A 25012-nucleotide genomic window follows, 5' to 3' on the forward strand; every position below is an offset into this window, starting at 1 on the left:
TTAATGTGGCAACAAAAATCATCCCTGGGATGAATTCTGCTGATATGTACTCAGAGATTTTTCAATGCAGGATGCTAGCTGGTCAGCTAGAATGGCTACATTGGGCTGGTGAACCATGTATTCGTGATAACCAGGAACAGTGTATACATCAACACCAGAGATCGCTACTTCTTTCCAACCTAAAGTGGCATCAACTGTCACTACTTCTGGTGAAATAGCAACTGAACCTGCTTCGGCTCGCAACAAAGTAATCATGCCAGGATAAGTTGGTGGTGAGTAACTGCGCATAGCCTTGTGATTAAGCTTCATTATATGCAAAAGCCGTTCTAACTGAGTTGCGTCAAAATCAGGAGGAACTAGATTCGCCTGTCGAGCTTGCTCCCAAATTAGAGCCACCTGTTTCTCCTGTGGGAGTTGCCGAATTTCCTCCCAAGGTAATGAAAGGTCCCCCCCAAACAACTCTAACACAACTTCTACATTTTCTGATAAATTTTCCTCATCGGGCATTTGAGAGGGAGCATAGGTATCAATCAAACCCAAAAAAGCAACTTGCTCACCTTCGACTAGCAAATTGTTAGCCATCTCTAATGCTACCATGCCTCCAAAAGACCAACCCATCAAAATATAAGGACCTTTTGGTTGGACTTCTCGAATAGCTTTCTGGTAAACAGCGGCCATATCTTCTACAGAGGTCAAAGGTTCTTCTCCCTCTACTTGACCCAAGCATTGCAAACCATAGAATGGTTGTTCTGTACCCAAAAGTTGGGCTAGCTCAAAGTAGCAGAACACTGTACCACCAGCAGGATGTACGCAGAATATGGGTAGTTGGGAACCTTGAGGCTGAATTGGAACTAGAGGAGAAGGGTCAGAAACCACTTGCTCTTGATGTAAAATCCTAGCTAGCTGCTCCACAGTTGAAGACTGAAATAGAGTTGATAAAGGTAAAGATCGTCCCAATTCTTGCTCTATTCGGTTCATTAAGCGTACTGCTAGGAGTGAGTGACCACCCAAATCAAAGAAATTGCTACAAACACCTACTGGCTGAACACCTAATATATCTTCCCACATTTTGACTAATTGTAGTTCCTGACTATTACGAGGTGGGACATAATTCTCAGTAGTTGGAGCAAATTTCAGCTCAGGAGCAGGCAACCGCTTGCGATCTACCTTACCATTTGGAGTCAGAGGCAGTGCTTCTAGGAAAATATAATTAGGAGGAACCATATATTCAGGCAAACACTGCTGTAAGTAGTCGCGCAATTCATCTATTGTAGCAGTTGTTTCTGGGTGAAGAACTATATAAGCGACAAGCTGCTTATTCTCTAATTCACCTACTGCTGTGACTACCGTTTCTTTGACAGCAGGATGTTTCTGTAAGGAAACTTCTATCTCTCCAAGTTCAATACGGTAACCACTGATTTTTACTTGAAAATCTTCACGACCCAAAAACTCTGTATTCCCATCTGGTAAATATCGAGCTAAATCTCCAGTTTTATATAATTTCTCTCCAGTATGAGGATGAATAATAAAACTAGCATTTGTCTTTTCTTCATTGCGCCAATAACCTTGAGCTATACCAATACCACCAATATAGAGTTGACCGGGAACCCAATTCGGGCATGGTTCCATCCTTTCATTGAGTATATATAGACGTTGATTAGCTAGGGGTTTGCCATAAGGTATGCTCTTCCACTCTGGGTCTACAGTAGTAATTGGGTAGTAGACTGACCAAATTGATGCTTCTGTTGCCCCTCCTAGACTCATTACTTGTGCTTGAGACCAGAAAGTTTTGATTTGTTCTGGTAAATTTAATGGAATCCAATCTCCACTCAATAGTGCTAATCTTAGTGGAAATGAGGAGCGGTCTGGGTGCTGGGATAGGTATTCTACCAACATTTGCATCAATGCTGGCACTGTATTCCAGAGAGTGACTTGGTGTTTACTCATTAACTCTACCCAGTGTGCCGGGTCTTTGGCTCCATCTGGACTGGGCATGACTATAGTTCCTCCCGCTGCCAGAACACCAAAGATATCATATACTGACAAGTCAAAATTCAAGGCTGAGACAGCTAGTATTCGGTCATTAGGTTGAATTTCAAAGCGTTGGTTGATGTCTAATATAGTATTAACTGCCCCGCGATGGTCAATCATTACTCCTTTCGGGGTGCCTGTGGAACCGGAAGTAAAGATAACATAGGCTAAATCAGAAACACTTGGCACTGAGTCTAAGGGATTCACTTCTATCGTTTCCCATTCCTCAGCACCAACAGACAAACATTGGATATGTTCTGGTAAAGATAAACTACCAGTGAGATGAGCTTGAGTTAGAGCTAGCTTAACTTCTCCTTGCTCTAGTAAATGCCACTGCCTTTCCTGGGGCAATGTTGGGTCTATGGGTAAGTAAGCTGCTCCTGACATTAAAATGCCTAAAACTGCTGCGACTTGTTCCCAACCTTTCGTCATTAATACAGCTACTAAAGTGTTAGGGGTAGCTCCTAAGTGCTGTAACTTCTGCCCAATTTTGTGAGCTTGGGTGTAGAGTTCCTGATAGGTAAGGGTATGCTCTGGAGTGATGACGGCGATCGCTTCCCCAAGCTGTTTTACTTGTTTAACAAAGAGACTGTGTAGAGTCTCCTCAGAAATCGGTACAGTAGTTTGATTGACTTCTGTTCGTTGGGTTATTTGAGCTGGTGGTAAAAGTTGGAGGTTAGTCTGAGACCAAGCTTCATCAGAGGTTGCTAACTGTTGTAACCAATTGCAGTAACTATTAAACATTTCGTCGAGCAGACCTTCTGGGAATAGTTCTTCCACCACATTCCAGATGAGGATTAAAGCTCCTTCTTGTTCAACAACTCCATGATCCAACCACACTTGAGGTGTTTTAGTAACCGAATATACCGGCTCTCCCAACTGTAGGAGTGGGAATTCCTCTGATTGGTCATCAGGTTTTCCATCATTCATGGAATCCAAAGCCAGAGTGCTGGTAAAAATGACTCCCATTGGTTGATAGCTGCCTCGGTGACGATGCAATTCTCGCTGTACTTCCACACCACCAACATAGCGATGGTCTAAATCTGACCACAGTTGCCCCTGTATACGTTGCGCCCGCTCCTGAAAAGGAAGAGCAACTGAATTATTGACTTCTAATAGAGTTAAAGAGGTAAAGTCTCCTACTATTTGATTGACTTGAGGATGCAAAGGTAAACGGTTAAATAAGGTCAAATTAATCGTAAATTTAGGACTCTTACTCCAGCAAGTTAAGAAATCTGCAAAAGCAGTTAACAATACTCCCGAAGGAGTTAGATTTGCTCTTTTAGCCCTTTGTTTTAATTTTTGCCAATCTGTTTTAGATAGTACATTGCCCTTAGATATAAACCGAGGTTGTTTGAGGGTGGAAAGTGGTTTAACTAGAGGTAGTTCTGGGGTTGGTGGTAGGGTATCTAAACGGTTCAACCAATATTGCTGAGAACGTCGATATTGAGGAGTTTCCTTCAGACTTACCTCCGCCATAATATAGTCGCGAAACGAAACTTCCACTTTTGGCAGTATAGTTTCTGGATTTTGATAAAGTTGTAACCATTGTTGCCATATTATTATCAAACTCCAGGCATCTGCAAGTAACATATCAAAACTCCAGTGCAAGCGGTAGAGCTTTTCATCTAAACGAGTAGTCGTGATTTTAAACAAAGGCCATTGGTCTGCAGGTAATATCTCATGGGATAATTGATGGCGAATTGCTTCCAGCTTGTTAGCAACTGTCTCTGATGACTGCTCGTGCAAGTCTAAAACTTCTATTTGATAGGGATGCACTTGTTTGAGGACTTGCTGTTGACCATCTGGTAGTATGATAGCTCGCAGCATATCATGATGCTCAATTACTTGCTGCCAAGCTCTGCTTAACAGTTCTATATTTAAGTTTTCACAATCAAACTCCATATAACCATGAGTGGCAACATTGCCTAACTCAAAAGCACTACTGCGACCGATCCAATAAGCTTGTTGCACCTCTGTGAGGGGAAATGGTTGATAGCGCTGCTCTGGTTCTAGCACAATTAAGGGTAGAGGTACATCAGATTCATACCCTAATGAGTCTTCCGTCTGAGATGATTTCAACAAGGTTCGGTCTAATTGGGCAATAGTAGGAGATTCAAATAGGATTTTTAGAGGTACATCTTGCTCAAGAGATTGCCGAATACGGAAAATGAGTTGAGTTGCCAGTAAAGAATGTCCCCCCAAACTAAAGAAATTATCATGTATTCCCACCTTTTCTATTCCCAACACTTCTTGCCAAATCTCTGTTAATGCCTTCTGTGTCTCTGTCTGAGGAGCTACATACTCCGTTGACAAAGTACTTGCATTGTCTGGTGCTGGTAAAGCTTTACGGTCTACTTTTCCATTAGGAGTCAGAGGCAACTGCGACAATACCACATAGTTATTGGGTACCATATAGTCTGGCAACCTTGACTCCAGATACTCTCTCAGCTCTGGTATAACTTGTTTCGCTATTTGTGATGCCAAAGGATTGTTTCCATAACTATACCAGTTATCAACTACTATGTTTTTTTGAGTAAGCGGTGTTAACATTATGCCGTCTGTTACTAACTCAGAACGTACAAACACTGCATCCATCAATTCTGGAGAACCACGATCAGACCAACACAACTCTAGAGAATACCCTAAAGATGAACTCAGTTCATATAACCTTTCTGGAGCGATGCTATTAACTGTCTGCAGCTGTAACTTCTGTTTCAACTGCTGCACATTCTTGATTTCCCCTGCTGCTGATAACAACTCTAAAGAGCGTATATCCTCAGCCACTCTGCCATTGACTATACCACTCCAACAAATTGAATCTGGCTGTTTTTGTTGCAGGTAAGCTTCTATATCTTCATAACTCACACCTCTCCCACTTTTGACGGTAGCGACTTCTATCACAGTTGCTGGTTTAGCTTCTTTATACAACAACACATCATAGCGATACTTATTCAATTCGTTTTGCTCGCTTCCCCTCTGTAAACGTATCTGTATATGAGATATTTCAGGATACTTTTCTTTAATAGCAACAAACAACTCTGGTGATAGCAATAACTCTTTCTCTTGCTGCATTTGTCGCTCTGTGCGTTGAATGAGTTCGGGTAGTGAGAGTGATGGACTAGCTTTATACAACTGCACTGAGCTGTGAAATGCTCTCATTAATGGGAAACTACGAATATCTCCTAGAAAAATCATCCCACCAGGTTTGACTACTCTGATGCTGTTTTCTATTACTTGCAACAGATATTCTATGTTTGGAAAATACTGAACTATAGAACTTAGAAGTATGACATCGAAACTGTTATCAGCTATCTCATCCATGTCATCAGCTTGTTTCTGAGCCAAGGTAACATGAGAATATTTGTCTGGTTGCTGTTCTATTTGTTTTTTGATGTACTCCAATGAGACATTGGAGATATCTGTACCGTAATAACTTTGTGTGTGTGGTGCGATTTGAAATAACAGCATTCCTGTACCACAACCTACTTCCCATACTTTCTGTGGCTTATGAGCTAATACTTGATACACTATATTCTCTGCCCAGACTCGCATTTGTGACTCTGGGATCGCTTCGTTATCATAACTGCTGCGCCAAATTGATGCATTGAATAAGGAGTCAGCTATATTACTATCTCTAGTCTCTACTTGTTGGTTGAATATGTCTTGCCAACTATTAAGTTGAGTATTTGATAGTTCTGGGTTTGAACTGGCAGCAATTTCGGTTTCGGGTACTATGTATGCGACTAATCGTTTGTCTCCTGGGTTGTCTTCTCTTGCTACTACCACTGTTTTTTTGACTGTGGCATTTTGAGCTAGAACTGTTTCTATTTCCTGAGTTTCAATCCGGTAACCGCGAATTTTTACTTGATTGTCTATTCTCCCTAGATATTCTATCTGACCATCTGGCAAATATCTGGCTAAATCTCCTGTTTTGTAAAATAGAGTATTTGCTTGCTCTCTAAAGGGGTTGGGTATGAATTTTTCTTTGGTTAACTGTGGTTGATTCAAGTAGCCCCGTGCCAGTCCTTCTCCTCCTATGTATAATTCTCCCGTTACTCCCACAGGCACTGGTTGTAAGTTGGAGTCTAGGATGTACATTTGAGTATTATAAATTGGTTTACCTATAGACTGTATGGATTGTTTTTTACCGTTAACTTGCTGAGAACTCCCGTTTTTGTCACTGTTGGTTGAAGATTCTAATTTATTCACTGATGACCAGATAGTGGTTTCTGTTGGTCCATACATATTCCAGACTTCAGCTTGTGTCTCTAGAAGTTGATTTGCTAGTTTTTCTGGTAATGCTTCTCCTCCACAAAGAACTTTGAATTTTTTTTGTGGTGTGCTTGAAGATTTCTGAGAATTCTCTTGCCATCCTGTACTCAGAAGCATTTGCCAGGTAGCCGGAGTTGCTTGCATTACTGTTGCACCAGAATTTTCCAGGGCGGACAACAATTGCCTACCGTCACTAGCTACTTCTCTAGTGACTATGATGACCACTGCTCCTACTATTAGAGGTAGATATAGTTCTAATGCTGCAATATCAAAACAGATGGTTGTCACTGCCAGAAGTTTATCTGAGTCTGTGATACCTGGTATCTGACTCATTGACTTTAAGAAATTTGTCAGGGAACCATGGTTAATTTGTACCCCTTTGGGCTTACCTGTGGAACCTGAAGTATAGATTACATAGGCTTGGTTGTCTGGCCTTACCCCACTCTCCGTAATATCTGTGTCATTTTCTTGAGAAATTTTTCCCCAATCAGCATCTAGGTAAATTACTTGTTGCTTATTCAACAAAGGGTTTCCTGAAGCCTGATGTTCTTCTTTATTAACTAACTTTTCTGTGGTTAGTAATACAGATGCTTGAGAGTCAGCCAAAATGTAACTGATACGTTCTTGTGGATAGTTGGGGTCTAATGGCACATAAGCTCCTCCTGCTTTGAGTATGGCTAATAACCCAACTACCATCTCTACTGAACGCTCTACACTTATGCCCACTAGGGTTTCTGGAACTACTCCCAATTTTTGCAAGTAATGAGCTAGTTGATTAGCTTGGCGATTTAATTGGGAATAGGTCAGCTTTTGCTCTTCAAATACTACTGCTATTGCATCTGGTGTTTTCTCTACCTGCTCTTCAAATAATTGATGGATACATTTGTCAGTAGGGTAATCTGTTATAGTATTGTTCCATTCTATCAGAATCTTCTCTTGCTCTACCTCTGTCATTAATGGCAATTTGCCAACTGCTAACTCTGGTGTCTCTACTGCTGCCGCGAGCAAGTTTTGGTAATGTGACAGCATCCGACTAATTGTTTCGGCCTCAAATAAATCTCTATTATAAGCACAGAATCCTTTAATTTCTTCTCCTACTGGCCACAAATGTAACTCTAAGTCAAACCTTACTGTCATCTCAGCTTCTGCCCCTTCATACCAACCTACCTCTAAGTTAGGTAAGTTGAAGGATGGTTTTAAGATTTCCTCTTGCTGCACCGCAAACATTACCTGAAATAAGGGGTTTTGGGATAGAGACCTTTCTGGCTGCAACTCTTCTACCAACTTCTCAAAGGGTATATCTTGGTGAGAGTATGCTTCTAGAGCTGTTTGTTTGACTCTATTTAACACTTCTGTAAAACTTGGGAACCCTCCCAAGTCTGTGTGCATGACTAGGGAGTTGACAAAGAAACCTATTAACCCTTCTATTTCACTGCGGTTGCGGTTGGCTATCGGTGTTCCTACTGCTACACTTTCTTGACCACTGTAACTAGACAACAATACTTTGAAGGCTGCTAGCAAGGTCATAAACAAAGTCGTTCCCTGCTTTTGGGTCAGTTGTCTAACTTTTGATGTTAGCGCTGCTGGTATATAGATGGGTATACCGGCCCCATTAAAAGTTTGAACTGCGGGTCGGGGATGGTCTGTGGGTAGTTGTAGTTGAGATAAATTTTGGAGCTTTTGCTTCCAGTAACTTAGTTGCTTTTCAAAAGTTTCTCCTTGTAAGTAGTTCCTTTGCCATACTGCAAAGTCTGCATATTGTATGGGTAGTGAGGGTAATGGAGATGGTCTATCTTCCACGGTTGCAGTGTAAATGCCTGATAGTTCTTTTGGTAATACTGTCAGTGACCAGCCATCGCTTACTATGTGATGTAATGTGATTTGCAGTATGTGTTCTGTTGTTTCTAGTTGATACAACCGAGCCCGTATGGGGGGGTCTACTTCCAGATTAAATGTTTGTTCATTTTCTTCTTGGAGTAGTTGTTGTAGTTTGGTGGTAGCTTCTGATGGTGTTAACTCACTGAGGTCTTTTAATGGTAGTTGTAGTTCAAAGGAGGGTTTAATTATTTGTACTGGTGTGCCATCTATTTCACTGAAGGTGGTTCTCAGGGTTTCATGGCGAGCGATGATTTGGTTGAGACTTTTTTCTAGGGCTATATAGTCTAGCTTACCTACTAGATGTAGGGTTAATGGCATATTGTAGGCGTTGCTACTCAAGGCCATTTTTTCTATAAACCATAGCCTTTGTTGCGCATAGGATAATGGGATCGTCTGTTCCCTAGAAATCATTGGAATAGCTTGACTTTCCTTGTCAGTTGGGAGCAACTGCTGCTGTCGGAGCTTTTCCAATACCTGTTCTCGTTGTTTTGGCGAAAGATTAGCCAAACGTTTTTTTTATATCATTCATTATTGATCAACCTCAGCTAAAATTTGTTCAAGTATATCGCTGTCCACTTGTTCCAATTGTTGTTCAACTAAAACTTCTGCTAGTTGAGCGATAGTAGGATTTTCAAATAGGTTACTTACCGATAACTCCAGATTCAAAGTGCTTCGCACCCGAGACACAACTTGAGTTCCCATCAAAGAATGGCCACCCAAATCAAAGAAGTTATCGTGTATTCCCACCTGTTCTATACCCAACACTTCGGCCCAAATCTCTGCTAATACCTTTTGTGTCTCCGTCTGAGGAGCTACATACTCCGTTGACAGACTATTGGCAAAATCTGGGACAGGCAAAGCCTTACGGTCTACTTTACCGTTAGGAGTTAGAGGCAGTTGCGACAACACCATCAACCCTGATGGCACCATATACTCTGGCAATTTTGACTCCAGATATTCTCTCAACTCTGGTATCAGTTGTTTTCTCAACTGAGAACTCAACGGATTATTACCATAATTATTCCAGTTACCTCCTACCACCGATTTTTGAGTCAGCGGTGTTAACACTATCCCTTCTTTTGCTAAGAAACTGCGCACAAATACCGCATCCATTAATTCTCCTTTTCCCTGAGCTGACCAACACAACTCTAAACTGTACCCTAAATCCGAACTCAGTTCATATAACCTCTCTGGCTCTATGCTATTGACTTGCTTTGACTCTAAAAACTGCCTCAACTGCTGCACATTATCTTTTGATTCTGGCTGTGACAGCAACTCTACCAACTCTACATCATTTGCCACTCTGCTATTGACTAAACCACTAAAGCATATTGATTCTGGCTCTTGCTCTCGCAGATAAGTTTCTATTTCTTCATAACTCATACCTGCTCCATTTTCTACTGTCCCTGGTATTATTGATTCCGCTGGGGCTTCTATATGCAATAGTATACTATAGCGGTATTTATTCAGTTCATTTGTCTCCCTTCCCCTCTGTAAACGGATTTGTACATGAGTTATTTCTGGATGTTTTTCTTTGATAGCTACAAACAATTCTGGTGATACCAGTAACTCGGTCTCCTGCTCCATTTTTCTGTCTATCTTGGCCTTTAGTTGTTGTTGCGACAGTGATGAAGTTCCTTGATACAGTTGCACCGAAGAGTGAAATGCTTTCATTAATGGCTGACTGCGGATATCTCCTAGGAAAATCATTCCTCCTGGTTTTACTACCCTGATGCTTTCTTCTATTACTTGCAATAGATACTCCACACTAGGGAAATACTGAACTATGGAACTCAGTAATACGGCATCGAAACTGTTCTCAGCTATATCTGCCATGTCTTCCGCTCGTTTCTGTGCTAAGGATACATGACTATATTTGTCTGGTTCCTGTTCTATTTGTTTTTTGATGTATTCTAATGAGACATTGGAGATATCTGTTCCTAAATATTTTTTTGTCTGGGGTGCGATTTGAAATAGCAGCATTCCTGTGCCACAACCTATTTCCCATACACTCTCTGGTTTAGCTGCTAATACTTGAGTTACTATATCTCCTGCCCAGATGCGCATTTGCTCTACTGGTATGGGTTGGTTGTCGTAGTTGCTTATCCATCCTCTGGTGTTGAATAGGGGGTCACTTACTTCACTTAGTTGGTCGTATATTTGTTGGTTGAATATGTCTTGCCAACTGTCTACTTGAGTTTCTGATAGTTCGGGGTTGGTGGTTGTTGTGCTTTGGGTTTCTGGTACTATGTATGCTACTAAACGTTTGTCTCCTGCCTTGTCTTCTGTTGCTACTACTACTGTTTCTTTGACTTGAGGGGCTGAGTTCAGGACTGCTTCTATTTCTCCTGTTTCTATACGATAGCCTCGCACTTTTACCTGATGGTCTATTCTACCTAGAAATTCTATGTTGCCATCACTTAGATAACGTCCTAAGTCTCCTGTTTTATATAATTTTGTGGCTTTTGAGTTTTCAAAAGGGTTGGGAATAAATTTGGAGGCTGTGAGTTCGGGGCGGTTGTGGTAGCCTTTTGCCAAACCATCTCCTCCAATATGAAGTTCTCCAGGCACTCCTATGGGGACTGTTTCGAGATTTGAGTCCAGGATATATATTTGGGTGTTCGATATTGGCTTACCTATGGGGACTGATTTTTCTAGGTTACTATCCGCCAAGACTTGGAAACAGCAGGTGAATGTTGTGTTTTCTGTTGGTCCGTAACCGTTTATTAATTTACATCCAGGCAGTTTTTCTACGACTTTCTGCACATGAGTAACTGATAAGACGTCTCCTCCTGCTAATAGTTGCTTGAGTGAGAGTAAGTTTTCTAGTTCCTCTTCTACCATCAGTTGGAATAATCCTGCACTCAGCCATAGGGTTGTGACTTGGTTTTCCCTCACTGCTACTCCTATTTCTGCTAGGGAGGGTTTATGAGGTGGCATTACTACTAGAGTTCCTCCATTGAGCAGACTGCCCCAAATTTCCAATGTGGCTGCATCGAAGGATATGGGTGCTAATTGTAGGAATATATCTTCTTGTGTCAGGGTAATATAGTTGGTATTTTTTACCAGTCGCACTACTCCTTGATGTCTGATGTTTACTCCCTTGGGTTGACCTGTTGACCCGGATGTATACATCATGTATGCTTGATGCTCTGATGTTATTGATACTTTTAGGTTTTCTCCGCTTTCTGTCTTGGCTTGATCTGACTCCAGACATATTACTTGAGCTGTTGTTTGAGGTAGATGATGTTGCCATTTTTCTTGAGTCAAGATTACGGATAGTTGTGCATCTTCTACCATGTAATTGAGACGCGATGGGGGATAATGCGGGTCTAATGGTACATAAGCACCTCCGGCTTTAAGTATGGAGAGTAAACCTACTACCATTTCTACTGAACGCTCTACACATATTCCCACTAGGCTTTCTGAACCTACTCCCAACTTTTGCAAATAACAGGCTAGTTGATTGGCTTTACTATTTAATTCGGAATAGGTCAGCTTTTGTTGTTCAAATACTACTGCTATTGCATCCGGGGTTTTCTCCACCTGCTCTTCAAATAATTGATGGATACATTTGTCAGTTGGGTAATCTGTTATAGTATTGTTCCATTCTATCAGTATCTTCTCTTGCTCTGCCTCTGTCATTAATGGCAATTTGCTAATAGGTTCCTCTGGTGTCTCTACTGCTGCCGTGAGCAAGTTTTGGTAATGTGACAGCATCCGACTAATTGTTTCGGCCTCAAATAAATCTCTGTTATAAGCACAGAATCCTTTGATTTCTTCTCCTACTGGCCACAAATGTAACTCTAAGTCAAACCTTACTGTCATCTCAGCTTCTGCCCCTTCATACCAACCTACCTCTAAGTTAGGTAAGTTGAAGGATGGTTTTAAGATTTCCTCTTGCTGCACCGCAAACATTACCTGAAATAAGGGGTTTTGGGATAGAGACCTTTCTGGCTGCAACTCTTCTACCAACTTCTCAAAGGGTATGTCTTGGTGAGAGTATGCTTCTAGAGCTGTTTGTTTGACTCTATTTAACACTTCTGTAAAACTTGGGAACCCTCCCAAGTCTGTGTGCATGACTAGGGAGTTGACAAAGAAACCTATTAACCCTTCTATTTCACTGCGGTTGCGGTTGGCTATCGGTGTTCCTACTGCTACACTTTCTTGACCACTGTAACGAGACAGTAATACTTTGAATGCTGCTAGCAAGGTCATAAATAGAGTGGTTCCCTGCTTTTGGGTCAGTTGTTTAACTTTTGATGTTAGTGCTGCTGGTATGTTGATCGGTATACCTGCTCCTCGAAAGGTTTCCACTGCAGGTCGGGGATGGTCTGTGGGTAGTTGGAGTTGGGGTACCTCTTGCAGCTTTTGCTTCCAGTAACTGAGTTGGGTTTCTAGGGTTTCACCTTGTAAGTAGTTCCTTTGCCACACTGCAAAGTCGGCATATTGTATGGGCAAATCTGGTAATGAGGATGGTTGGTCTTCCAGTTGGGCCGTGTAAATAGCTGATAGTTCTTTGGGTAATACTGTCAGTGACCAGCCATCGCTGGCTATGTGATGTAATGTGATTTGCAGTATGTGTTCTGTTGTTCCTAGTTGATACAACTGAGTGCGTATGGGAGGGTCTACTTCTAGATTAAATGAAAGTTCATTTTCTTGTTGGAGTAGTTGTTGTAGTTTGGTGGTAGCTTCTGATGGTGTTAACTCACTCAGGTCTTTTAATGGTAGTTGTAGTTCAAAAGAGGGTTTAATTATTTGTACTGGTGTGCCGTTGATTTCACTGAAAGTGGTTCTCAGGGTTTCATGGCGAGCGATGATTTGGTTGAGACTTTTTTCTAGGGCTATATAGTCTAGCTTACCTACTAGATGTAGGGTTAATGGCATATTGTAGGCGTTGCTACTCAAAGCCATTTTTTCTATAAACCATAGCCTTTGTTGTGCATAAGACAAGGGTGGAGGGTTGCCATTTAGCTCAATAGGTTTGATTTGGTTTTGCTGGGAGTCTGTCTTTAAATTAGCTTGTTGTAAAAAAGTAATAATTTCTTGCTTACGATCGCTTAGTTGAATGCGTAGTTCTGATGTCAATACTCCCTCTGGAGCATTACAACGCAAGCGTTCATCTTCAACCCATAATTTAACATCTTGACTAGCGAGTTCGTCTAAAAATTTCTCTAATGTTTTCATAGTTCTATTTCCTCTCGTTTTTCTTGGTTATTAGAAGTAGTTTGTAGTCGTTTTGCTAGAGATAGGTTATTGTCATCTATAGCTTCAAGGTCACTGCTTAATTGAGCGATAGTAGGGTTTTCAAATAGCTTACTTACCGATAACTCCAGATTCAAAGTACTTCGCACCCTAGACACAACCTGAGTTGCTCTCAAAGAATGGCCTCCCAAATCAAAGAAGTTATCATAAACTCCCACCTTTTCTATTCCCAACACTTCGGCCCAAATCTCTGCTAATTCCTTCTGTGTCTCCGTCTCTGGAGCTACATACTCCGTTGACACACTACTGGCCACATCCGGGACAGGTAGTGCTTTACGGTCTACCTTACCATTCGGTGTCAGTGGCAGTTGTGGCAACAGTACAAACCTACCAGGTATCATATATTCCGGCAACTGCTGTTTCAGATACCGTTTCACTTTATCTATTTGTTCTGCCTCTGATACTTCTGGAGTTTCACTTTCTAGCACTAGATAAGCTACTAAATCTTGATTACCAGAGTTATCTTCTCTTGCTAATACCACTGTTTCTTTAACTGTGGGATGTTGAGTTAGAGTCGCTTCTATTTCTCCTGTTTCAATACGGTATCCTCGCACTTTTACCTGATGGTCAATTCTACCCATAAATTCTATATTGCCATCACTTAGATAACGTCCTAAGTCTCCTGTCTTATATAACTTTGTGGCTTTTGAAAACTCAAAAGGGTTGGGAATAAATTTGGAGGCTGTGAGTTCGGGGCGGTTGTAGTACCCTATTGCTAAACTATCTCCTCCAATATGAAGTTCTCCTGCTACTCCTATGGGCACTGGTTGCAAATTTTTATCCAAAATATATACTTTGGTATTGGATATTGGTTTACCAATAGGTGGTGAAATAGTGCTTCCTTGACCTGAAACTACCAACCCACAGGTAGTTACTACTGTATTCTCTGTCGGACCATAGTTATTAAATACACGGAATGGTAAAGCTGCCGATGGGTACTTTTGTAGCCGATCTCCTCCTGTGAGTACAGTTCTTAATTCGGTTTCGGCACTCCATTCTAAGGCACACAAATTCTCCAGTAGAGGCGTTGGGACAAAACTCATTGTTATTTTTTCTGAGATTAGCCAATTTCTCAATGCTTCTGGAGACAGACGAGTTTCTGAGTTTACTAAGTGCAAACTTGCACCTGCACTCAAGTAAGGCCAGATTTCCCACACAGAGGCATCAAAACCTACTCCTGCTATTTGAGACGCTCTATCTGATGGTTTCACTTCAAAAGTACGTTGATGCCAGAACACTAGATTTAATAATCCTTGATGAGGAATAGTTACTCCTTTTGGCTTGCCTGTCGAACCTGAAGTATAGATCGCGTAAGCTAACTGATTGGCTGTTACCTGATTTTTAGGCGTTTCCTGACTCTGTTGAGCAATAATTTCGGAGTCTGTATCCAAACAAATCACAGATGCTTTTGTGTCCGATAGATGATGTTGCCATTTTTGTTGAGTCAGTAGTATAGATAGTTCTGCATCTTCTATCATGTAATTGAGACGCGATGGGGGATAATTTGGGTCTAATGGCACATAAGCTCCTCCTGCCTTGAGTATGGAGAGTAAACCTACTACCATTTCTACTGAACGCTCTACACAGATACCCACTAAGGTTTCTGGTACTACTCCCAATTTTTGCAAATAATGTGCTAGTTGATTAGCTTTACTATTTAATTCCGAATAGGTCAGCTTTTGCTCTTCAAATACTACTGCTACTGCATCTGGTGTTTTCTCTACCTGATATTCAAATAATTCATGGATACATTTGTCAGTAGGGTAATCTGTTTTCGTGTTGTTCCACTCTACCAATATTTGGTCTAGCTCTGCCTTTTTCATTAATGGCAACTTGCTCACAGGTTGCTCTGGAGTCTCTACTGCTGCTGATAGTAAGTTTTCATAATGTGACACCATGCGACTAATCGTTTGTGGCTCAAACAAGTCTCGGTTATAGACACATAATCCTTTGATTTCTTCTCCTTCTAACCACAGATGTAACTCTAAGTCAAACCTCACTGTCATTTGATCTCCCATCCATCGCTCCCAACCTAACTCTACCTCTAAGTTAGGCAAGCTGAAGGATGGTTTCATTTGTTCACTCTGCTGAACTGCAAATATCACCTGAAATAAGGGGTTTTGCGATAGAGACCGTTCTGGTTGCAACTCTTGTACCAATTTCTCAAAGGGTATATCTTGATGAGAGTATGCTTCTAGGGCTGTTTGTTTCACCCTGTTTAATATTTCTGTGAAACTACAGTCCCCTCCTAGGTCTGTGTACATGACTAGGGAGTTGACAAAGAAACCAATCAATCCTTCTATTTCACTGCGGTTGCGATTGGCTATCGGTGTTCCTACTGCTATAGTTTCTTGACCACTGTAACGAGACAGTAATACTTTGAAGGCTGCTAGCAAAGTCATAAACAGGGTGGTTCCCTGCTTTTGGGTCAGTTGTCTAACTTTTGATGTTAGTGCTGCTGGTATGTTTATGGGTATACCTGCTCCATTAAAAGTTTGAACTGGGGGTCGGGGATGGTCTGTGGGTAGTTGTAGTTGAGATAAATTTTGGAGCTTTTGCTTCCAATAGCTAAGTTGGGTTTCGAGGGTTTCACCTTGTAAGTAGTTCTTTTGCCATACTGCAAAGTCTGCATATTGTATTGGTAGCTCTGGTAATGGGAATGATTGCTCTTCCAGTTGGGCCGTGTAAATAGCTGATAGTTCTTTCGGTAATACTGTGAGTGACCAGCCATCGCTTGCTATGTGATGTAATGTGATTTGCAGTATGTGTTCTGTTGTTCTTAGTTGAAATAACCGAGCGCGTATGGGAGGGTCTATTTCCAGATTAAATATTTGTTCATTTTCTTGTTGGAGTAGTTGTTGGAGTTTGGTAGTAGCTTCTGATGGTGTTAACTCACTTAGGTCTTTTTTCGTTAGTTCGAGTTCAAAGTGAGGTCGAATTATTTGTACTGGTGTGCCATCTATTTCACTGAAGGTAGTTCTCAGGGTTTCATGGCGAGCGATGATTTGATTGATACTTTTTTCTAGGGCTACATAGTCTAGTTGCCCTACCAGATTTAGGGTTAATGGCATATTGTAGGCGTTGCTACTCAAGGCCATTTTTTCTAGGAACCATAGCCTTTGTTGTGCATAAGATAAGGGTGGAGGGTTGCCATTTCGCTCAATAGGTTTGATTTGCTCCTCAAAAATATTAGTAGTTTGTTTAATTTGAAGCATAAAGCTTAATATTTCAGCCTTCCGGTCAGCCAACTCACTGCGTAGTATAGATGTCATCTTTCCTTTTGGGGCACTATATTGTAGGCGGTTTTCCTCCACCCAAAGCTTAACCCCTAAACTACGAAGCTCTGACAATAACTGCTTAATAGTTTTCATAATTCTCCTCTTTCCTCATCTTCTTGTTGTACAGAACTTTCCCCTATACTCTGGAGAACATCTTTTGCTATCATTAATAAGGTGTCTATTTCCTGAGCCAGACTTGCCACATTTGAATTCTCAAATAGGTTTTGTAGGGATAATTCTAGATTCAAAGTATTTCGCACCCTAGATACAACCTGAGTTGCCATCAAAGAATGCCCACCCAAATCAAAGAAGTTATCATAAACTCCCACCTTTTCTATTCCCAACACTTCGGCCCAAATCTCTGCTAAGACTTTCTGTGTCTCTGTTTCAGGAGCTACATACTCCGTTGACACACTACTGGCCACATCCAGGTCAGGCAATACCTTACGGTCTACCTTACCATTCGGTGTCAGTGGCAGTTGTGACAACACCATCAACCCCGATGGCACCATATACTCTGGCAACCTCGACTCCAGATACTCTCTCAACTGCGGTATCAGTTCCTTTCTCAACTGGGAGATCAAAGGATTATTCCCATAATGAACCCAGTTTCCTCCTGGCACCGATTTTTGAGTTAGGGGTGTTAGCACTATCCCTTCTTTGGCTAACTCACTGCTGACAAATACCCCATCCATCAATTGGGGACTTCCCTGTCCTGACCAACACAACTCTAAACTATATCCTAAATCCGAACTCAGTTCATATAAACTTTCTGGGTCTATAGTTTTGACTCCCTTTGACTCTAACCTCTGCCTCAACTGTTGTACATTCTCTTTTGCTTTTGGCTGTGATAGCAACTCTACTAAATCTACATCCTTGGCCACTCTCTGATTCACTAAACCACTAAAGCAAATTGATTCTGGTTGCTTTTGTTGCAGATATGCTTTGATATCCTCATAACTCATATCCGCTCCACTTTCTACAGTCTGTGTGATTACTGATGCTGGCTGTACATTTATATGCAACAGTACGCTATACCTATATTTATTCAGTTCATTGTGTTCTGTTCCCCTCTGTAAACGGATTTGTACATGAGTTATTTCTGGATGTTTTTCTTTAAGAGCTACAAACAAATCTGGTGACACTAACAACTCTTTATCCTGTTGAATTTGTCTGTCTATCTTTGCCTTGAGTTGTTCTACTGACAGTGATGGAGTTCCTTGATACAGTTGCACCGAAGAGTGAAATGCTTTCATTAATGGCAAATTCCTGACATCTCCTAGGATAATCATCCCTCCTGGTTTGACTATCCGAATTGCCTGAGATATTACTTGTAACAAATACTCTACGTTCGGAAAATATTGAATCACCGAGTTTAAGAGCACCACGTCGAAGCTTTGAGCTGCTATGTCACCTATCTCATTTGCTCTTTTCTGTGCTAGATTAACATGAGCATATTTCTCTGGTTCGGCTAGTATTTGTTGTTGGATATACTCTAGTGATATACTGGATATATCTATGCCTAAATAGGCTTGTGTGTGGGGGGCTATTTGAAATAGTAGCAACCCTGTTCCACAACCTATTTCACATACTTTTTCCGGTTCATGTGCTAATACTTGAGCTACAATATCTCCTGCCCAGGTTCGCATTTGACTTTCTGGTAAGGATTGGTTGTCATAACTGCTACTCCAACCTGAGATGTTGAATAATGGGTCGGTTACTTCACTCTTGTGTTCATCAATTTGTTGGTTAAATAGGTTTTGCCAACTGTTGATTTGAGTGTCTGATAGTTCTGGATTTGATGTGATGCTGCTTTCAACTTCAGGTACTATATATGCTACTAGACGTTGAGCATCTGAGTTATCTTCTCTTGCTACTACTACTGTTTGCTTGACACTGGGATGTTGAGTTAGGGTAGCTTCTATTTCTCCTGTTTCTATTCGGTATCCTCGCACTTTCACTTGGTGGTCGAGGCGTCCCATAAATTCTATATTCCCATCAACTAGATAACGGCCTAAATCTCCTGTCTTGTATAATTTTGACTTTTGAGTGTTATCAAAGGGATTGGGGATAAACCTCTGAAGTGTTAAATCCTCTCGCTTGAGATACCCACGAGCTAAACCTATCCCACCTATATAAATTTCACCCGCTACTCCTGTGGGTACTGGTTGTAAATTTCTGTCTAGAATATAGATTTGAGTATTGCTGATCGGCCTACCTATGGGCGGTATTGAACATTCTGGTGAACATTCGGCCATTGTCGCACATACTGTTGATTCTGTTGGTCCGTACGCATTCACAAATTGTCGCCCCTTTGCCCAGTACGATATTAGCTCTGGTGGGCAAGCTTCTCCTGCTACTACTATGGTCTTTAAATCAGGTAATTCCTCTTTGGGCATCACTGCTAGAGCTGAAGGAGGAATCGTGATATGGGTGATTTTGTTGTTGTGCAACCACTTATTCATTCCTGCTCCTGGCATTAAGGTATCTCGGCTGCCCATATACAAACTCGCTCCTGAACCTAAAGCCATGACTATTTCCCAGATGGAGGCATCGAAACTTAATGAGGCGAACTGAACCACTCTGCTGTTGGAGTTGACTTCAAATGCTCTACTTTGAACTCTTGTCAGATTACACAGTCCCTTGTGTTCTACTAATACTCCTTTGGGTTTACCTGTGGAACCTGATGTATAAATTACATAAGCTAAATTTTGGGGACTGACTTCACTCTTGACTTTTTCTGGTGTTTCTGTAGCTATTTTTTCCCAATCTCTATCTAGAAAAACTACTTGGGCTTGATGTTGGGGGAGTTGAGCTAATATTTGCTGTTGAGTTAGCAACACTGACACTTGGGAGTCAGCGAACATATATTCTAGGCGTTCTTGGGGATAGTTCGGGTCTAATGGCACATAAGCTCCTCCAGCTTTGAGTATGGAGAGTAAACCTATTACCATTTCTACTGAAGGCTCTACACAGATACCAACCAGGGTTTCTGAAACTACTCCCAATTTTTGCAAGTAATGTGCTAGTTGATTTGCTTTAGTATTTAATTGAGAGTAAGTTAAGCTTTGCTCTTCAAATACTACTGCTATTGCATCTGGGTTTTTTTCTACCTGCTCTTCAAATAACTGATGGATACATTTGTCTTTTGGGTAATCTGTTGTTGTGTTGTTCCACTCTATCAGAATCTTCTCTTGCTCTACCTCTGTCATTAATGGCAATTTGCCAACTGGTAACTCTGGACTCTCTACTGCTGCTGATAGTAAGTTTTCATAATGTGACAGCATACGAGTAATTGTTTCCGCCTCAAACAAGTCTCGGTTATAGGCACAAAATCCTTTGATTTCTTCTCCTACTGGCCATAGATGTAACTCTAAGTCAAACCTCACTGTCATTAAATCTCCCATCCATCGCTCCCAACCTAACTCTACCTCTAAGTTAGGTAAGCTAAAGGATGGTTTCAATATTTCCTCCTGCTGCACCGCAAATACCACCTGAAACAAGGGGTTTTGGGATAGACTCCGTTCTGGTTGCAACTGTTCTACCAACTTCTCAAAGGGTATGTCTTGGTGAGAGTATGCTTCTAGGGCTGTTTGTTTCACCCTGTTTAATATTTCTGTGAAACTACAGTCCCCTCCTAGGTCTGTGTACATGACTAGGGAGTTGACAAAGAAACCTATTAACCCTTCTATTTCACTGCGGTTGCGGTTGGCTATGGGTGAACCTACTGCTATACTTTCTTGACCACTGTAACGAGACAACAATACTTTGAAGGCTGCTAGCAAGGTCATAAATAGGGTCGTTCCCTGCTTTTGGGTCAGTTGTTTAACTTTTGATGTTAGTGCTGCTGGTATGTTTATCGGTATGCCTGCTCCTCGAAAAGTTTCAAAGGCAGGCCGGGGATGGTCTGTGGGTAATTGTAGTTGGGGTACCTCTTGCAGCTTTTGCTTCCAGTAGTTGAGTTGAGTTTCTAGGGTGTCACCTTGCAAGTAGTTCCTTTGCCAAATTGCAAAGTCGGCATATTGTATGGGCAAATCTGGTAATGGGGATGGTTCATCTTCCAGTTGGGCCGTATAAATAGCTGATAGTTCTTTGGGTAGTACTGTCAGTGACCAGCCATCGCTGGCTATGTGATGTAATGTTATTTGCAGTATGTGTTCAGTAGCTCCTAGTTGAAATAACCGAGCGCGTATGGGGGGGTCTACTTCCAGATTAAATGTTTGTTCATTTTCTTGTTGTAGTAGTTGTTGTAGTTTGGTGGTAGCTTCTGATGGTGTTAATCCACTGAGGTCTTTTAATGGTAGTTGTAGTTCAAAAGAGGGTTTAATTATTTGTACTGGTGTGCCGTTGATTTCACTGAAGGTGGTTCTCAGGGTTTCATGGCGAGCGATGATTTGGTTGAGACTTGTTTGTAAGGTTACATAATCTAGTTGACCTACTAGATCTAGGGTTAATGGCATATTGTAGGCGTTGCTACTCAAAGCCATTTTTTCTATAAACCATAGCCTTTGTTGTGCATAAGACAAGGGTGGCAGGTTGCCGTTTCGCTCAGTAGGTTTTATTTGATACGGCTGTGAGTATACAGATTGTTTGGCACTGTACAAAAAGCTGAGGACTTCTGCTTTACGTTCCCGCAGTTGAGCTAGCAATGTGGGTGTAAGTTTTCCTTCAGGAGCACTATAGTGTAGTTGATCTCCTTCAAGCCAAAGTTGAATGTCTTGGTTGCGAAGCTCAAATAAAAACTCTTCTATCATTTGTATTTGTTTCATACCTAGAGAACTCCTTGATTACGTTTATTAGCTCTATTATCTTGGGTAATTGGAAGTGTTTTGGCTGCCCAAATAGAGGTATCTATATACTTACTTATACTTTCCACTGTAGAAGATTCAAATAGTTTTCTTAAAGGAAACTCTATCTCAAAGGCTTGTCGTATTCGAGACACAACTTGAGTTGCCAGTAAAGAATGCCCACCTAAATCAAAGAAGTTATCATGTATTCCCACCTTTTCTATTCCCAACACCTCTGCCAAAATCTCTGCTAATACTTTCTGGGTCTCCGTCTCAGGAGCTATATACTCCGTTGACACACTACCGATATTATCCATTACAGGTAATGCCTTACGGTCTACCTTTCCACTAGGAGTCAGTGGCAGTTGTGACAACACTACAAACCCAGAAGGTATCATATACTCCGGCAACTGCTCTTGGAGATACTGTTTCACCCGATCTATTTGTTCGATCTCTGATACCTCTTGGTTTGAGCTAGCTGGAGTTTCAGTTTCTAGCGCTAGGTAAGCCACTAGACGTTTATTACCCTGGCGATCTTCTGTTGCTACTACTACTGTTTCTTTAACTGTCGGATATTGAGTTAAAGTGTATTCTATTTCCCCTGTTTCAATACGGTATCCTCGCACTTTGACTTGGTGGTCAATGCGCCCTAAAAATTCTATGTTCCCATCAGCTAGATAACGGCATAAGTCTCCGGTTTTATATAATTTCGTGGCTTTTGAAAACTCAAAAGGATTGGGGATAAATTTCTCCGCTGTTAGTTCACGGCGCCTCAAATAACCATTGGCCAAACCTACTCCTCCAATGTAAAGTTCTCCTGGAACCCCCACTGGTACTGGTTGTTGCTCACGGCTGAGAATATAAAGTTGACTATTAGCGATCGCACGACCTATGGGAGGGAGTGTCGGCCAGTTATCCACATCTCCTTGTAATGTATAAGCAGAAACTACATGGCTTTCTGATGGTCCATATTGATTTTGTAGTCTACACACCGGTAGTCGCTGCATCATCTCCACTAGGTCTGGAGTTATCTGCAATTGTTCTCCTGCTGTGATCACCTCCCGCAATGGTGGCAAATTTTCGCACTCACAAGCCACTGCTGCTAACTGTTGCAAACCTACAAATGGTAAAAATAGTCGCTCTACTTGGTTGTGAGTTAAGAATTCCATCAATGCTAACGGGTCACCCCTCAGCTCTGAAGACACTAACACCAGAGTCCCCCCATCACACCAAGTGGAGAATATTTCTTGGAAGGATACGTCAAAGCTAATGGGAGCAAATTGTAGAGTTTTTGCCCCTTGACTAACTACTGCTTCCTCCCGTTGCCAATGTATTAGGTTTACCAAAGCACCTTGACTCATGGCTACTCCTTTGGGTTTACCTGTGGAGCCAGAGGTATAAATGACATAGCCCAAGTTTGATGGTTTGACTTCACTGCTCAAATTACCTGGAGAACAATCAGACCATAGATTTTTATTACTATCCAAACACACTATCTGACCTTGATGTTCTGGTAATAATGTTACTAATGATTCCTGGGTCAACAATACAGACACTTGGGCATCAGAAATCATATAAGCCAAACGTTCTGATGGATAAGTGGGGTCTAATGGTACATAAGCTCCTCCTGCTTTAAGTATGGAGAGTAAACCTATTACCATCTCTAACGAACGCTCTACACATATTCCCACTAGGCTTTCTGAACCTACTCCCAATTTTTGCAAGTAATGTGCTAGTTGATTTGCTTTAGTATTTAATTGAGAGTAAGTTAAGCTTTGCTCTTCAAATACTACTGCTATTGCATTGGGGTTGTTTTCTACCTGCTCTTCAAATAACTGATGGATACATTTGTCATCTGGATAATCTGTTGTGGTATTGTTCCATTCTCTCAGTATTTGCTCTAGCTCTGGCTGTGTCATTAATGGCAACTTGCTAATAGGTCTGTGTGGACTCTCTACTGCTGCTAATAGTAAGTTTTCATAATGTGACAGCATACGAGTAATTGTTTGTGGCTCAAACAAGTCTCGGTTATAGGCACAAAATCCTTTGATTTCCTCTCCTTCTGGCCACAGATGTAACTCTAAGTCCATCCGCACTGTCATTTGAGCTCCCATCCATCGCTCCCAACCTAACTCTACCTCTAAGTTAGGCAGGCTGAATGATGGTTTCATTTGTTCACTCTGCTGAACTGCAAATATCACCTGAAATAAGGGATTTTGCGATAGAGACCTTTCTGGCTGCAACTCTTCTACCAATTTCTCAAAGGGTATGTCTTGGTGAGAGTATGCTTCTAGGGCTGTTTGTTTAACTCGGTTTAATACTTCTGTGAAACTCAAGTCCCCTCCCAGGTATGTGTGCATCACTAGGGAGTTGACAAAGAAACCAATTAACTCTTCTATTTCTCGGCGGTTGCGGTTGGCTATGGGCGAACCTACTGCTATACTCTGTTGACCACTGTAACGAAATAACAATACCTTAAATACTGCGAGCAAGGTCATAAATAGGGTGCTTCCCTGCTTTTGGCTCAGTTGTTTAACTTTTGATGTTAGTGCTGCTGGTATGTTGATCGGTATACCTGCTCCATTAAAGGTTTGAACTGGGGGTCGCAGATGGTCTGTTGGTAGTTGCAGTTGGGGTAAGTTTTGTAGCTTTTGCTTCCAGTAGTTGAATTGGCTTTCGAGAGTTTCACCTTGTAAGTAGTTTCTTTGCCACACTGCAAAGTCGGCATATTGTATAGGTAGCTCTAGTAATGGGGATGGTTTCTCTTCCAGTGTAGCAGTATAAATGGCTGAGAGTTCTTTGGCTAATACTGTGAGTGACCAGCCATCACTTGCGATGTGATGTAATGTGATTTGCAGTATGTGTTCTGTTGTTCCTAGTTGAAACAACTGAGCCCGTATGGGGGGGTCTACTTCTAGATTAAATGTTTGTTCATTTTCTTGTGGGAGTAGTTGTTGTAGTTTGGTAGTTTGCTCAGATGCTGTTAACCCACTGAGGTCTTTTTTGGGTAGTTGTAGTTCAAAGGGGGGTTGAATTATTTGTACTGGTGTGCCATTGATTTCCCTGAAGGTGGTTCTCAGGGTTTCATGGCGAGCTATAATTTGGTTGAGACTTTTTTCTAGGGCTACATAGTCTAGTTCTCCTACTAGATGTAGGGTCAATGGCATATTGTAGGCGTTGCTACTCAAGGCCATTTTTTCTATAAACCATAGCCTTTGTTGTGCATAGGATAACCGTGGAGGAGCGACATTTCGCTCTATAGGCTTAATTGGGTTTTCCTTGAAATTTCTCTTTAAATTAGCTTGTTGTAAAAAAGTAATAATTTCCTGCTTACGATTGCTTAATTGAGTCTGTAGCTCTGATGTCAATACTCCCTCTGGAGCTTTACAACGCAAGCGTTCACCTTCAAGCCATAATTTGACATTTTGATTAGCCAGATTCTCTAAAAATTTCTCTAAGGTTTTCACAGTTCTATTTCCTCCCATTTTTCTTGATTGT

At 41.4% G+C, this 25012-nt stretch carries 5 protein-coding genes; all 5 read right to left on the reverse strand.

The window, feature by feature from the left end; genetic code table 11:
- Window positions 1-18: 18 nt before the first annotated feature.
- Genes SAGCYANO_RS01415 through SAGCYANO_RS01435 form a run of 5 tightly spaced genes read right to left on the reverse strand, consistent with a single transcriptional unit; the run spans window position 19 to window position 24981 of the window.
- Window positions 19-8691, reverse strand: coding sequence for an amino acid adenylation domain-containing protein (locus SAGCYANO_RS01415; RefSeq protein WP_237395518.1), 8673 nt, complete (start codon window positions 8689-8691; stop codon window positions 19-21).
- Between the two features lie 21 nt (window positions 8692-8712).
- Window positions 8713-13371 carry a non-ribosomal peptide synthetase gene (locus SAGCYANO_RS01420; RefSeq protein WP_202218456.1) on the reverse strand — a complete coding sequence of 1553 codons (4659 nt, stop codon included), beginning with the start codon at window positions 13369-13371 and terminating at the stop codon, window positions 8713-8715.
- Window positions 13368-16820 (reverse strand): non-ribosomal peptide synthetase, encoded by a 3453-nt coding sequence (locus tag SAGCYANO_RS01425; RefSeq protein ID WP_202218457.1) that lies wholly within the window; start codon window positions 16818-16820, stop codon window positions 13368-13370. The genes SAGCYANO_RS01420 and SAGCYANO_RS01425 overlap by 4 nt, the downstream gene beginning before the upstream one ends.
- Window positions 16817-21496, reverse strand: coding sequence for a non-ribosomal peptide synthetase (locus SAGCYANO_RS01430; protein WP_202218458.1), 4680 nt, complete (start codon window positions 21494-21496; stop codon window positions 16817-16819). The genes SAGCYANO_RS01425 and SAGCYANO_RS01430 overlap by 4 nt, the downstream gene beginning before the upstream one ends.
- Window positions 21497-21498: 2 nt before the next feature.
- A complete protein-coding gene (locus tag SAGCYANO_RS01435; protein ID WP_237395520.1) occupies window positions 21499-24981 on the reverse strand; it encodes an amino acid adenylation domain-containing protein in 3483 nt (1160 codons plus the stop codon).
- Window positions 24982-25012 lie beyond the last annotated feature (31 nt).

Source organism: Okeania sp. KiyG1 (genome assembly GCF_014132355.1).
GTDB lineage: Bacteria > Cyanobacteriota > Cyanobacteriia > Cyanobacteriales > Microcoleaceae > Okeania.